The following is a 12,481-nucleotide window of genomic DNA, read 5'->3' as shown; positions in this document are numbered from 1 at the left end:
TGGGGGTCCCCGGGCTCAGGTCTTTGAGAATTGGACTCCTGGGCCCCCCGCCCCTGCCCCTCCCCACGAGGGGGAGGGAAATCCTAATGGAGTCAATTGACCGCCCGCCGCTCTAAAGTTGTATTGACGAGTTATAAGCCGGTTTTGTCACCTTCGCGCATGTTCCGGCCAGGTGATTCCATCTGACCGGAACATGAGCCAGGGGACGGTCATGCGCCTTCTTGACAGCTTTCTCGCCGATGGCTTCCTCCGCTTCGCGGCCGGGCCGCCGTTGCTGGCCTGGGCCAGCCATGCCCGCAGCTTCGCGGCAGCGGCGGCGCGGAACCCGGCACAGGCCCACTGGCTGCGCTGCGGCGGCACGTGGTTCGTCGGCGTCGATGCGCTGCCCAACGACACGGACGGGCGGTTGTCCGGTGGGCCGCCCCTGGCGGGAGCGGCGGTGGACTTCGTGCGGGACGAACTGGGCCTCAGCCTGCCGCTGCACCGCGCCCAGGTCTCCGTCTGCTATCCGGGCTATCCACAGCCCTCGGCGGAGGAAAGCGCGGCCGCCTATAACTTCCGCCGCAACCGGGATGCCGCGCATGTGGACGGATTGCTCGCCGAAGGGCCGGAGAAGCGCCGCTGCCTCCGGGAACCGCATGCCTATATACTGGGGGTGACGCTCACCGAGCAGTCCCGCGATGCCGCACCGCTGACCGTGTGGAAGGGCTCGCACCGGATCATGAGGGCGATGTTCGCCGCGGCCTTCGCAGGCCAGCCTCCCGAGACGTGGCGCGGGATCGACGTCACCACTGCCTATCGGGACGCGCGGCGGCAGGTCTTCGCGGCGTGCGAGCGCGCGGCACTCCCCTCCTCGCCCGGAGATGCCGTGCTGGTGCACCGCCACCTCGTGCATGGCGTGGCGCCATGGGGCGAGGCGGCGACCGGCGCACCGCAAGGCCGGATGATCGCCTATTTCCGGCCGGAGTTTCCAGCCATCGCCGACTGGCTTGATCGGCCCTGACGGCGCGCGCATAAGCTGAACGGAATGGGGAGCGTGGCGTGACGGTCTATGGCGAACTGGGTGTGCGCACCCTCATCAACGCGAAGGGTGCCGCGACGCGCCTGTCGGGCGGCATCATGCGGCCCGAGGTCTCCGCCGCCATGGCGGAGGCCTCGCAGGCCTGCGTCGACATCGCGGAGCTGCAGGCGGCGGCCTCGCGCATCATTGCGGAGGCGACGGGGGCCGAAGCGGGCTATGTGGCCTCGGGCGCCTCGGCCTGCCTGCTGATCGGCGCGGCTGCTTGCGTCACCGGGCTCGACCCCGGCCGGATGGCCCGCCTGCCGGACACAAGAGGCATGAAAAGCGAGTGCGTGATGGCGCGGAGCCAGCGCAACTTCTATGACCATGCCATCCGCGCCGCGGGCCTTGCCATCGTCGAGGTGGGTTTGCCCGACCGCTATGCCGGGGCCGGTGTGCGCGATGTCGAAGCCTGGGAGATCGACGACGCCATCACCGACCGGACGGCCTGCGTGTTCTATGTTGCCGATGCGCAGTCCCGGCCGCCGCTGGCCGAGGTCACGGCCGTGGCCCATGCGCGCGGCGTGCCGGTGCTCGTCGATGCCGCGGCGCAATTGCCGCCACAGGACAATCTCCGCCGCTTCATCGCCGAGGGTGCTGATCTCGTCGCCTTCTCCGGCGGCAAGGCGCTGGGTGGGCCACAGGCAAGCGGCATCCTCGCCGGGCAGCGCGACCTGGTGATGGCGGCAGCGCTGCAGCACCTCGACCTCGACATCTTCTGGGACATGTGGTCGCCGCCGCCAACCCTCATCGAGAAGCACCGCCTGCGCGGCGCGCCGCCGCACGGCATCGGGCGCAGCTGCAAGGCGGGCAAGGAAGAGATTGCCGGGCTCCTGACCGCGCTCCGCCTGTTCATCGCCGAAGGCGACGCCGCGCGCCATGCCCGCTGGCTGAAGGACTGCGAGACGGTGGCGGCGGAACTCGACGGCTTTCTTGTCACCATTACCGGCAGCAACGATGAGGGCGCGGTGCCCGCCGTCGAGATCACGCTGGACGCCGACCGGATGAGCCCGACCGAACTCTGCCTCCGGCTGCAGGCAGGCGAGCCGGCCGTGGCGCTGGACCCCGCCCAGCGTGACAAGGGCATCGTGACGGTCAACCCCATGTGCCTGAAGCCGGGAGAGGCAAAATTGGTGGGCGCGCAGATCGCTCAACTGCTGCGTCAATTATAAATTCATTTGCATTATTCCGGATTCGGCGCATGATCCGGCCCAAAAGCAGGGATGACGCCATGTCCCTCAGGGGGACGAACCAGGAATTCGGCAGGCCGTACAACCGGCGGATCGTGCTTGAGGCGATCCGGCAGCATGGGCCGGTCGAGCGCGCCGAAATCGCGCGGCGGGTGGGCCTGACCGTCCAGACGGTGGCCAACATCATCCGCGAGATCGAGGAGCTCGGCCTGATTTCCGGCGAGCGCGCCCACAAGAAAAGCCGCGGCTCGCCGCCCATGAGCCTCACCCTCAACCCGCAGGGCGCCTATGCGGTGGGCGTTCACGTCACGCCGCTTGGCATTGAGGCGGCCCTCGTCGACCTTGCCGGCGCGATCGTCGCCGCGAGGCGGCTGGACATTTCGCCACCCGGCCCGGAAGAAAGCTTCCGCGAGATCGGCAGGCTGGTGAAGGGCTTCCGTGCCCAGACCGGCGGCCGCCTGCTGGTTGGCGCGGGTCTTGCCATGCCCGGACCATTCGACGTCGAGTCGATGAGTTTCGTGGGACCCACGACGCTCGAAAGCTGGCGCGGCGTGGCCGTGGCGCAGCGGCTGTCGGACGCCACGGGGCTTGCCGCCTTCGTCGAGAATGACATGGCGGCGGCGGCCCTCGGCGAGAGCCTCCACGGCGCGGGCCGCAATGTGAGCGCCTTCTATTATCTCTATTTCGGCTTAGGCCTCGGCGGCGCCATGGTGAAGGATGGCGTGCCGCTGCGCGGCTTCCATGGCAACGCCGGCGAGATCGGCCATATGCCGCTGGTGCCCGATGGCCAGCTCTGCTCCTGCGGCAACAAGGGCTGCCTCGAACGCTATGTCTCGCTGGAAGCCTTCCAGCGCCGCGGCCCCGTCATCGGGCGGCGGGCCTGGATCGCGGAAGCAGCCCCTTTGCTGCGCAACGCCATCGTGACCATCGAGAACCTCTTTGACCCCGAAACCGTGGTGATCGGCGGCATCATGGATGACGGTCTGCTGGATGCGCTGGTCTCCGCCGCCGATCCGTTGCCGACGTCGGTTGCCGACCGCAAGGGGCGCACGGCGCCGCGCCTCATGCGCTCCGCCCCGGGGCAGAACGCGGTGCTGCGCGGGGCGGCCTCGCTCGCCTTCTCAGGCGTGCTCTCGCCGCGCTTGGGCCAGACCGATGCCCCGGCAAACGACCCCCTCTTCGCAAGGAGCCGCGTGGCATGAGCTTCCCCACCCTTCTCGAACTCGACGACATCCGCATGAACTTCGGCGCGATCGAGGCGCTGCGGGGCGTTTCCTTCAAGGTGGGCAAGGGCGAGGTGGTGGCGCTGCTGGGCGACAACGGCGCCGGCAAGTCGACGCTGGTGAAGATCATCTCCGGCGGCCTGAAGGCCAGCGCGGGCCGCATGGTTTTCGACGGTGAGGAGCGTTTCTTCCCCACGCCGGCGGAGGCCAAGGCGCAAGGGATCGAGACCGTCTATCAGGACCTGTCGCTGTGCACCAATGTCGACGTCGTCGGCAATTTCTTCATGGGCCGCGAGATGGTGAAGACGTGGCTGGGCTTCATCCCCGTGCTGCGGGAAAAGGAGATGGAGGCCGTGGTGGCGCAGGCGCTCAAGAATGCCGGCACGCGCATCCCCAGCCTTCGCACCAATGTCGAGCATCTTTCGGGCGGCCAGCGCCAGGCGATCGAGCTCAACCGCTTCGCCCATTGGGGCGGCAAGCTGGTGCTGCTCGACGAGCCCTTCGCCGCGCTTGGCGTCGAGCAGACCAGGCGCGGCCTTGACCTCATCAGGCGTATCGCAGGCCAGGGGATCGGGGTCATCGTCATCACCCACATCATGCAGCAGGCCTTCCAGGTGGCGGACCGCATCGTGGTCATCCGCCAGGGGCGCGTCGCGGGAGACGTGCCCACGGGAGACACCAGCCCCGACAAGGTCGTGGGGCTCATCACCGGCGAGGCTGTCATCGGCCAAGCCCAAGAAACGAGGCCGAACGGCCCAATCCATTAGGCTGAACCACTGCAAGACCAACACACAGAGGAGACGAACATGAACCGACTGCGCCGCCTTTTGACTGCCTCCATCGCGCTCGCCGCGGTGGCGGTGGCCACCCCCGCCTTCGCCGAAGACTCGAAGGGCAAGATTTACTATTTGGTGCCGACCCTGCTGGACGAGTTCCAGACCGAGTCGGTCTCCGCCATAACCAGGTTCATGGATGACGTGGGCTATGAGGTCGTGACGCTGAATGCCGACAACAAGACCGACATGCAGCAGAGCCAGATGAACGACACCATCCTGCAGAAGCCCTCGGCGATCATTCTCGCCGCGGTGGATTTCAACGCGCTCGCCCCCTCGATCGAGAAGGCGCGCGCGGCGGGCATCCCGGTCATGATCTTCGACCGCCAGATCACCTCGACGCCGTCAGACCTCACCTCCGTCGCCGGCACGATCGAGATCGGCCAGGTGGCGGCGGGCGAGATCCAGCGCCTGCTGAAGGAGAAGAACGGCGCGGTGAAGGGCAAGGTGCTGCAGGTGCTGGGCGACCCGTCCGACCCCTACACGCTCGACATCCAGAAGGGCTTCGAGGACAAAATGAAGGAGTTCCCCGATGTCCGGATCATCTCGCTGCCCGCCATGCAGTGGGAAGCCTCCAACGCCGGCACCATCGTGTCGGACCAGATGGTGGCCAACCCCGACATCGACCTGATCTTCCTGCACGCCGCCCATCTTTCGGTGGCCGCGGTGGCGGCACTCGAAGCCAAGGGCAAGAAACCGGGCGACGTGATGATGATCTCGTCGAACGGCGCGCCCGTGGGCCTCGACCTGATCCGCAAGGGCTGGCTCAACGTCGAGGTGGAACAGCCGCTCTATGCCCAGGCCGCCGCCCTTGCCATGTTCGCCGACAAGGTGGTGAACAAGCAGGAGATCAAGCCGGGCAACTACAACGTGCTCGGCCTCGATTCGGTGATGACCATCGAAAACTGGGGCCCGAACATCAAGATTCCGGGCGCCGCCATCACCAAGGAGAACGTCGACGAGCCGCGCTTCTGGGGCAACCTGAAGGCGCCCGCCGACAAGATCCAGCCGGTGGAATAAGCGGCCCGGAGATACTCCACTCCTCTTGCCGTCATCCCGCCCCGGCGCGGTGACGGCAATTCGATCACCACTCTCAAAGGCGTCATCCCGGCCTTCGCCAGGGCGGCGGCAGAGGGGAAACGGAACGCGGACGAGAACACCATGACCTCACCCCGCCAGCGGGCCATTGCCGAATTCATCCTTGACCATCTCGTCTGGTTCATGCTGGCGGTGGTGCTGATCGCCTTCTCCATCTTCGTGCCGAACTTCTTCCAGATCGGCATCTTCGCCAACATCGTCGAGCAGTCGACCTTCGTGGGCGTCATGGCCATCGGGCTTGCCATCGTCATCATCGCCGGGCACATGGACCTCTCCGTGGAATCGACCGCGGCGCTGGCCGCCATGATCACCGGCATCCTGTTCTGCTCGCGCGGTATCGGCATGGGGCTGACATTGACGCCGGAATGGCTGGTCATCCCCGTCTCGCTCATCATCTCGCTTGCGGTGGGCGGCCTCATCGGCTGCCTCAACGGCGTCTTCACCATCAGGCTCAGGATGAACGCCTTCATTGTGACGCTCGCCTCCTATATCTGGGTCCGCGGTCTTGTGGTGGCGGTCTCGGGCGGGCGCTCGGCGCAGGACCTCGCACCCTCGCTCCGCATCGTCGGCATCCAGCAGTTGCTCTATGTGCCGCTCATCGCATGGATCGCCATCCTCTGCTTCATCGTCTTCTCCTTCATCATGCAGAGGACGCCCTTCGGCCGCCATATTACGCTGATCGGCGGCAATGCGGTGGCGGCCTTCCGCGCCGGCATCAAGGTCGACAGGCTGATGTTCATCTCCTTCATCCTGGCGGGCGCCATCGCGGGGCTCGCGGGCTGGCTGCTCGCCATCCGCACGAGTGGCGCCACGGCGAACCTGGGCACCGGCATGCTGTTCAACGCCTTCGCCGCGGTGGTTATCGGCGGCGTCAGCCTGAAGGGCGGCGTGGGCAAGCTGCCGGGCGTCTATGCCGGCGTTCTGCTGCTCTCATCCATTCACACCGCCATCAACCTGATGGGCCTGCCCGCGCATTACACGCAGGTGATCCTTGGCCTCCTCGTTCTCGCCGCGGTGCTGCTCGACACCCTGAAACTCCAGATCCGCCAGAGGTTCGCATGACGGGACGGCTTGAAGGCAAGGTCGCACTGGTCATCGGTGCGGCGCGCGGCATCGGCGAGGGCATCGCCCGGCGCTTCGTCGAGGAAGGTGCGCGCGTGGTCATCGCCGATACGGAGGTGGAGGCCGGCAAGGAGACGGCGGCGCGCCTCAACAGCCTCTTCATCGAGACCGACATCTCGCGCATGGACCACGCCCAGCGCGCCGCGCAGACGGCACTCGATGGCTTCGGCGGCCTCGACATCCTCGTCCAGAACGCCGGCATCTATCCCTGGACGCTGATCGAGAACACCTCGCCCGAGGAATGGGACAAGGTGCTGGCGGTGAACTTGAAGGGCGCGTTCCTCGCCGCCCGCGCTGCGCTGCCGCACATGAAGGCGAAGAAGGCGGGCCGCATGATCTTCACCTCGTCGATCACCGGCCCGCGGGTGACCAGCCCCGGCCATGGCCACTATTCCGCGTCGAAAGCCGGAATCAACGGCTTCATCAAGTCGGCGGCCCTGGAGTTTTCCGGCTACGGCATCACGGTGAACGGCATTGAGCCCGGCAACATCCTGACCTCGGGCATGCAGATGCACCGCTCGCCCGCCTTCATCAAGTCGATGGAGGATGCCGTGCCGCTGGGCAGGCTCGGCACGCCGCGCGACATCGCCAATTGCGCCCTCTTCCTCGCCTCGGAGGAGGCCTCCTACATCACCGGCACGACGATCATCGTCGACGGCGGCCAGACGCTGCCCGAGGGGGCGGATTTCCGCATCAACCCGGCGTGAGCCTTCGGGGATTTGACTTGAAGCTCCAAGCCGCTAAATACGCTCCAAAATCCATTCTTTCCGAAGGCGATCACCCCCATGCCTAAGCCGCGCACGCTCTATGACAAGATCTGGGACGATCACCTCGCCCATGAGGCCGAGGACGGCACATGCCTGCTCTACATCGACCGCCACCTCGTCCATGAAGTGACGAGCCCCCAGGCCTTTGAAGGCCTGCGCATGACCGGCCGCAAGGTGCGCCACCCGGAAAAGACCCTCGCCGTCGTCGATCACAACGTTCCGACCACCGACCGCTCCAAGGGCATCGCCGAAGATGAAAGCCGCATCCAGGTCGAGACGCTGGCGAGGAACGCCGCCGAATTCGGCATCAGCTATTTCAACGAACGCGACAAGCGCCAGGGCATCGTCCACGTGGTGGGCCCTGAGCAGGGTTTCACGCTGCCGGGCGCCACCATTGTCTGCGGCGACAGCCACACCTCCACCCACGGCGCCTTCGGTGCGCTGGCCCATGGCATCGGCACGTCCGAGGTCGAGCATGTGCTCGCCACCCAGACGCTGATCCAGAAAAAGGCCAAGAACATGCTGGTCGAGGTGGACGGCAAGTTGCCGGAGCACTCGACCGCCAAGGACATCATTCTTGCCGTCATCGGCCAGATCGGCACGGCGGGCGGCACCGGCTCGGTGATCGAATTCGCCGGCGAGGCGATCCGCGGCCTTTCGATGGAAGGCCGCATGACGGTGTGCAACATGACCATCGAAGGCGGCGCGCGCGCCGGCATGATCGCACCCGACGGGAAGGCCTATGAATACCTCAAGGGCCGCCCCATGGCGCCAAAAGGCGAGGCCTGGGACAAGGCCGTCGCCTATTGGAACACGCTGAGGACCGACGAGGGCGCGCATTTCGACCGCGTCATCAAGCTCGACGCGGCGAGCCTGCCGCCCATCGTCTCCTGGGGCACCAGCCCCGAGGATGTGATCTCGATCGAGGGCACGATCCCGAACCCTGACGAGATCGCGGACGAAGGCAAGCGCCAGTCCAAATGGCGGGCGCTTGAGTATATGGGCCTGAAGCCCGGCACCAGAATGACCGACATCGAACTCGACGTCGTGTGGATCGGCTCCTGCACCAATGGCCGCATCGAGGACCTGCGCGCCGTCGCCAGGGTCGTCGCGGGCAGGCAGGTGTCCGGCCGCCTCGCCTATGCGATGATCGTTCCGGGCTCCGGCCTTGTGAAGGAACAGGCCGAGGCCGAGGGTCTGGACAAGATCTTCAAGGCCGCCGGCTTCGAATGGCGCGAGCCCGGCTGCTCAATGTGCCTCGGCATGAACCCGGACCAGCTGAAGCCCGGCCAGCGCTGCGCGTCCACGTCAAACCGCAACTTCGAAGGCCGCCAGGGCTATAAGGGCCGCACCCACCTGCTCTCCCCCGAAATGGCCGCGGCCGCTGCCCTCGCCGGCCGCTTCGTCGATGTGCGCAAGATCGCCTGACACCCGCTCCGATGACTCTGCAGAACCGCCCCGCCACCCCGGCGGAGCGGCTTAAGCTGACCCGGGCGACTGGGCCTAACCATTGATTGTGCTTTGAAATTTCTGCCCTGGAAAGTTCAGACGCCGGTTGGTCGAGAGCGGCTGGCGATGGCGGTGCTGAGCGGGCAGGCGCGGTGGGCTGGGGCTTTCAGGTCCCGCTCTGGCGCCGGTAGGCCGCCAGCAGATCGGTGACCTGAACGCCATCGATGGTGGCGCCGGCCAGGTTGCAATCGGCTATGGCAAGTCCGGAGAGGTTGGCGTTCTGTATTCTGCTGCCGGACAGATTGACGTCGTTGATGAAAAGGCCGGTCATGTTGGAGTCGTTGAAGGTCACGCCCGAAAACGCGATCTGATTGAAACTGCTGGATGACAGATTGGCATTGTTGAACACGGAAGACGACAGATCGGCATCGTCGACATGCAGCGCGCCGGTGACTCTCTTGAGGTCCATGGCATTCCCCTTCGTGGGCGAGGTGACAAAAAGCGCGATCCGGCGCACCCACACGCACCCGCAACCGCCGGACGATCATGCGCCAGATCAATAGCTTGAGCATGATCTTATCGCAAAACCGGTTCCACTTTTGCGGATCATGAGCTAGTCGATAGCGCCCCAGATGATCACCTTCCCGGGGCTGCCGGGGTTCGCGGGCCGGGCCGCCGCCCGCTTTCGCGGTGCTGCCGCCGCGCTGACCTGCGCCGGGTCGAGCGGGGGCATCAGGCAGTTTGCCGCGGGGCTGGCGCCGAGGCAGATGCTGGAACCGGTTAAATCCTCCACCCGCTCGCGGCCCGTGCTCAAGCCGAAGCGCAGCATGGCGGACCCGTCCAGCCCGACGCCCGCCTGACGGAGGCGCACGATGAGGCCCGCCGAAACCCCCATATCGGCCAGATAGTCGGTTATCAGATTGCCGGCCCTGGCGCCGCGTGTGCGGGTTTTGAAGCTGTCCAGCGCGGGAAGGCTGGCCCCGGTGATCCAGAAACCGGCCCGCCGCACGCCGCCTGCCAGCACGAACAGGCAGCTGCCCGAACATTCGGCCGGAGAGGAGACATAGCCCGTGAACAGCCTCAGCGGCTGCGCCTTGCTGCACGCCTCGCGCGGTCCGCAGCCTTCGACCTCGCTGCGGCCGACGATGGTGGTGAGCCCCGCGGCGCGGATCATGCGGCCGATTTCGAGCGCCGCATCGAGGTCGCCGCCCCTCGACTCAAGCACCACGGGCAGCTTGTCCGCGCCGGGCTGTCTCAAAACGTCGCGGAAATGCCTGGGCGTGTTGGGGGTGACAATGCCCTGGGCCATGATCCATTCCGGGCAGAGGTTGCCGCACTGCCCGGTTCCCCGCATGCGCACGACCACCATGGGCTGCGGCGCGGGAGCGGCCGTTTCGGCCGTCACCGTGGGGCGGAACATAACATCGTCATTCCGCCCGCTGGCGGGCGCGGGCGAGATTGCCGAAGCGGCGAAGAATGCGGGCAGCAGCAGGCGCAAGGCCCGGAAAAAACGAAAGCGCTGGAAAATGATCATAAGCAACCAAAACACGAAATTCTTTCTAATTTGATACGATGTCTGACGCGGCGAAAGCTCCGATCGCGACGCCCAAGCCCCCAATTTCTTGACTCCGACGCGGCTTTCCCCTATCTCCGGCCATCCGCGCGGAGGGGACTGCCCCCGAGGCGCGTTTTGCGCTGCCCCAGGCAACCCAATTTCGCTTGAGAAATCAGGCACTTGAAGCGCTCCGGACCACGGGTTTTCCGGCGCCGCCAAAGGGCGCGGGACAACAAGGACGAAACAACATGTATGCAGTCATCAAGACCGGCGGAAAGCAATACCGCGTTGCTGCCGGCGACAAAATCCAGATCGAGAAGCTTGAGGGCGCGCCCGGCGATGCCGTGAACTTCGCGGACGTGCTGATGATCGCCGACGGCGATGCCATCAGCATCGGCTCTCCGCACGTGGCCGGCGCCACCGTGGTGGGCGAGATCGCATCCCAGGACCGGGGTCCGCGCGTGATCATTTTCAAGAAGCGCCGCCGCAAGCATTATCGCCGCCGCAACGGCCACCGCCAGGACCTGACCTCGGTGACCATCCGCGAGATTCGCGCCTGAGGCGCCTGAGAGAGATGAGGAGAAGATTCCATGGCTCATAAAAAGGCAGGCGGTTCGTCCCGCAACGGCCGCGATACAGCGGGCCGCCGTCTGGGCGTCAAGGCCTTCGGCGGCGAAGCCGTCATCGCCGGCAACATCATCATCCGCCAGCGCGGCACCAGGGTTCACCCGGGCACCGGCGTGGGCATTGGCCGTGACCATACCATCTTCGCGGTGGTGAACGGCGTCGTCAGCTTCCGCCGCACCAAGGGCGACAAGCAGACCGTGTCCGTGATCCCAGCCGTCGCTGCTGAGTAACCGGCGGGCTCAGGACATATAAATCCGCCGGATCCACCGATCCGGCACGCCTGGAAACTGTTGAAGCGGAGAGGTGGCAACCACCTCTCCGCTTTTCGTTTGGATGGCTCCCATGACAATTCTCGTGACTGACCGCCTGATGCTCCGTCCGCTTGAGGAGCGGGACCGGCAAGCGCTGATCCCGGCTCTGAACAATCTGAATGTGTCGCGCTGGACGGGCCGTATCCCCCACCCCTACGGACCCGAGGATGCGGAAGCCTTCTTCGTCTATTTGCGGCGGAAGCCGGAGGATACGCTGGTCCTTGCGATCACCCGGAGTGACGCGATGATCGGCGTCATAGGTCTCGAAGGCGAACTGGGCTATTGGCTGGCGGAGCCGCACTGGGGCCAGGGCTATGGCACGGAGGCCGCGCGCGCCGTGGCGGACCATGCCTTCGAAATGCTGGAACGCGAGGAACTCCTTGCCAGCCATCATGTCGGCAATGCCGCCTCGCGGCGCATTCTGCTGGGTCTGGGCTTCGTGGAAACGGAAGAGGGCTCGGCCTATTCGAATGCGCGGCAGGCGGATGTTCCGCACATGAAGCTTCGGCTCACGCGCCAAGCCTGGAAAGAGGCGAAGGGGCGGCGGCGATGAGCCCCCGCCCCCTCGGCGCATCAAAACACCTTGGCGACGTAGCTTGCCACGATGGTGCGGCGGCTCAAGCCCGCATTGTGCTTGGAGGCTGCAAGCCGCAGGTTGCCGTCGGCCTTGCCGATGGCGATCGCCAGGTGGCGGAGGCCCCAGTGAATGTTGGTGCGCGGATCGAGCAAGGCCGCGCAGGCGCCGCTGAAGCCGATGTCCCTGGCGGTCGAACACTTCATCTGGAACACCCCATATTCGCCATGGGCGCCGCGCATGTGGGGATTGTAGTTGGATTCGACATGCGCAATGCGCAGCGCGAACCAGGTGGGAACGCCCTGCCCCGGCGCCATGGCCTTGATCAGCGCGATGACATTGCCCTGCGCGGCGGTGGCGCTGGCGGGAATGACGATCGCCGCCGCATCGGTGTTGCCGCGGCGGATGGCCGAGATGCGCCGCGTTCCGGCATTGGCCTTCGACGCGGCTTGCACGCGCTTGCGCGGCTGGGTGGAGGCCGTCTTCGGCGGGGCCAGGCGCCGGTGGGCCGCGGTGGACTTCGAGGTGAGGGTGGTCTTCGTGGTGGCGCCATAGCAGTGCGTGGCGCCCTTGCAGGCCGCCTCGGCATGTATAACGGAAACGCCAGAAAGTACAGCGGCGGACAGCAATCCTGCGATCAGTCTTTTCTTCATCTCTTGCCTTTCGTTCTGC

At 66.0% G+C, this 12,481-nt stretch carries 14 protein-coding genes; 11 read left to right on the top strand and 3 right to left on the bottom strand.

Features of this window, described 5'->3' with window-relative positions; genetic code table 11:
- Positions 1 to 211: 211 nt before the first annotated feature.
- The 8 genes from IOC69_RS04190 (at position 212) to leuC (ending at position 8,721) form a co-directional block, all read left to right on the top strand.
- A complete protein-coding gene (locus IOC69_RS04190; RefSeq protein ID WP_290542276.1) occupies positions 212 to 1,003 on the top strand; it encodes a hypothetical protein in 792 nt (263 codons plus the stop codon).
- 38 nt (positions 1,004 to 1,041) lie between these two features.
- Positions 1,042 to 2,232, top strand: a complete 1,191-nt coding sequence (locus tag IOC69_RS04185) for an aminotransferase class V-fold PLP-dependent enzyme (RefSeq protein WP_290542275.1) — start codon at positions 1,042 to 1,044, stop codon at positions 2,230 to 2,232.
- A gap of 59 nt (positions 2,233 to 2,291) precedes the next feature.
- The gene (locus IOC69_RS04180) at positions 2,292 to 3,452 is read left to right on the top strand and encodes an ROK family transcriptional regulator (RefSeq protein WP_290542274.1); all 1,161 of its coding nucleotides are present in this window, start codon (positions 2,292 to 2,294) and stop codon (positions 3,450 to 3,452) included.
- The gene (locus tag IOC69_RS04175; RefSeq protein ID WP_290542273.1) at positions 3,449 to 4,240 is read left to right on the top strand and encodes an ATP-binding cassette domain-containing protein; all 792 of its coding nucleotides are present in this window, start codon (positions 3,449 to 3,451) and stop codon (positions 4,238 to 4,240) included. The genes IOC69_RS04180 and IOC69_RS04175 overlap by 4 nt, the downstream gene beginning before the upstream one ends.
- Before the next feature lie 48 nt (positions 4,241 to 4,288).
- Positions 4,289 to 5,326, top strand: a complete 1,038-nt coding sequence (locus tag IOC69_RS04170) for a sugar ABC transporter substrate-binding protein (RefSeq protein WP_290542337.1) — start codon at positions 4,289 to 4,291, stop codon at positions 5,324 to 5,326.
- A gap of 141 nt (positions 5,327 to 5,467) precedes the next feature.
- A complete protein-coding gene (locus IOC69_RS04165; RefSeq protein ID WP_290542272.1) occupies positions 5,468 to 6,466 on the top strand; it encodes an ABC transporter permease in 999 nt (332 codons plus the stop codon).
- Complete coding sequence (locus IOC69_RS04160; RefSeq protein WP_290542271.1) at positions 6,463 to 7,233, top strand: SDR family NAD(P)-dependent oxidoreductase; 771 nt, start codon at positions 6,463 to 6,465, stop codon at positions 7,231 to 7,233. Before IOC69_RS04165 ends, IOC69_RS04160 begins: the two co-directional genes overlap by 4 nt.
- Before the next feature lie 78 nt (positions 7,234 to 7,311).
- Positions 7,312 to 8,721: a 3-isopropylmalate dehydratase large subunit gene (leuC, locus tag IOC69_RS04155; protein ID WP_290542270.1), complete on the top strand. Its 1,410-nt coding sequence runs from the start codon at positions 7,312 to 7,314 to the stop codon at positions 8,719 to 8,721.
- 187 nt (positions 8,722 to 8,908) lie between these two features.
- On the opposite strand, the gene IOC69_RS04150 is transcribed toward leuC, so the two are convergent.
- Together IOC69_RS04150 and IOC69_RS04145 are read right to left on the bottom strand one after the other, a co-directional pair.
- On the bottom strand, positions 8,909 to 9,211 hold the full coding sequence (locus IOC69_RS04150; protein ID WP_290542269.1) for a pentapeptide repeat-containing protein: 303 nt from the start codon (positions 9,209 to 9,211) through the stop codon (positions 8,909 to 8,911).
- 144 nt (positions 9,212 to 9,355) lie between these two features.
- Positions 9,356 to 10,162 (bottom strand): hypothetical protein, encoded by an 807-nt coding sequence (locus IOC69_RS04145; protein WP_290542268.1) that lies wholly within the window; start codon positions 10,160 to 10,162, stop codon positions 9,356 to 9,358.
- A 383-nt stretch (positions 10,163 to 10,545) separates the two neighbouring features.
- On the opposite strand from IOC69_RS04145, the gene rplU reads away from it, so the two are divergent.
- The 3 genes from rplU (at position 10,546) to IOC69_RS04130 (ending at position 11,788) form a co-directional block, all read left to right on the top strand.
- Positions 10,546 to 10,857 (top strand): 50S ribosomal protein L21, encoded by a 312-nt coding sequence (gene rplU, locus IOC69_RS04140; protein WP_290542267.1) that lies wholly within the window; start codon positions 10,546 to 10,548, stop codon positions 10,855 to 10,857.
- 30 nt (positions 10,858 to 10,887) lie between these two features.
- Entirely contained in the window at positions 10,888 to 11,154 is a 267-nt protein-coding gene (rpmA, locus tag IOC69_RS04135; protein ID WP_290542266.1) for a 50S ribosomal protein L27, read from the top strand.
- 112 nt (positions 11,155 to 11,266) lie between these two features.
- Positions 11,267 to 11,788 (top strand): GNAT family N-acetyltransferase, encoded by a 522-nt coding sequence (locus tag IOC69_RS04130; RefSeq protein ID WP_290542265.1) that lies wholly within the window; start codon positions 11,267 to 11,269, stop codon positions 11,786 to 11,788.
- Between the two features lie 20 nt (positions 11,789 to 11,808).
- Here the strand turns inward: IOC69_RS04130 and IOC69_RS04125 are convergent, their stop codons facing one another.
- Entirely contained in the window at positions 11,809 to 12,462 is a 654-nt protein-coding gene (locus IOC69_RS04125) for a lytic transglycosylase domain-containing protein (RefSeq protein ID WP_290542264.1), read from the bottom strand.
- Positions 12,463 to 12,481: the final 19 nt, after the last annotated feature.

The sequence above is a fragment of the Aestuariivirga sp. genome (assembly GCF_020252405.1).
Classification (GTDB): Bacteria; Pseudomonadota; Alphaproteobacteria; order Rhizobiales; family Aestuariivirgaceae; genus Aestuariivirga.
This window is presented reverse-complemented; position numbering and strand designations above follow the sequence as displayed.

Excerpts from the sequence above, each read along its gene's own strand:
- rplU (WP_290542267.1), top strand. The coding sequence starts at position 10,546 with ATGTATGCAGTCATCAAGACCGGCGGAAAGCAATACCGCGTTGCTGCC.
- rpmA (WP_290542266.1), top strand. The coding sequence starts at position 10,888 with ATGGCTCATAAAAAGGCAGGCGGTTCGTCCCGCAACGGCCGCGATACA.
- IOC69_RS04160 (WP_290542271.1), top strand. The coding sequence starts at position 6,463 with ATGACGGGACGGCTTGAAGGCAAGGTCGCACTGGTCATCGGTGCGGCG.
- IOC69_RS04180 (WP_290542274.1), top strand. The coding sequence starts at position 2,292 with ATGTCCCTCAGGGGGACGAACCAGGAATTCGGCAGGCCGTACAACCGG.
- IOC69_RS04165 (WP_290542272.1), top strand. The coding sequence starts at position 5,468 with ATGACCTCACCCCGCCAGCGGGCCATTGCCGAATTCATCCTTGACCAT.
- IOC69_RS04145 (WP_290542268.1), bottom strand. The coding sequence starts at position 10,162 with ATGTTCCGCCCCACGGTGACGGCCGAAACGGCCGCTCCCGCGCCGCAG.
- IOC69_RS04175 (WP_290542273.1), top strand. The coding sequence starts at position 3,449 with ATGAGCTTCCCCACCCTTCTCGAACTCGACGACATCCGCATGAACTTC.
- IOC69_RS04130 (WP_290542265.1), top strand. The coding sequence starts at position 11,267 with ATGACAATTCTCGTGACTGACCGCCTGATGCTCCGTCCGCTTGAGGAG.
- IOC69_RS04190 (WP_290542276.1), top strand. The coding sequence starts at position 212 with ATGCGCCTTCTTGACAGCTTTCTCGCCGATGGCTTCCTCCGCTTCGCG.
- leuC (WP_290542270.1), top strand. The coding sequence starts at position 7,312 with ATGCCTAAGCCGCGCACGCTCTATGACAAGATCTGGGACGATCACCTC.
- IOC69_RS04125 (WP_290542264.1), bottom strand. The coding sequence starts at position 12,462 with ATGAAGAAAAGACTGATCGCAGGATTGCTGTCCGCCGCTGTACTTTCT.
- IOC69_RS04150 (WP_290542269.1), bottom strand. The coding sequence starts at position 9,211 with ATGGACCTCAAGAGAGTCACCGGCGCGCTGCATGTCGACGATGCCGAT.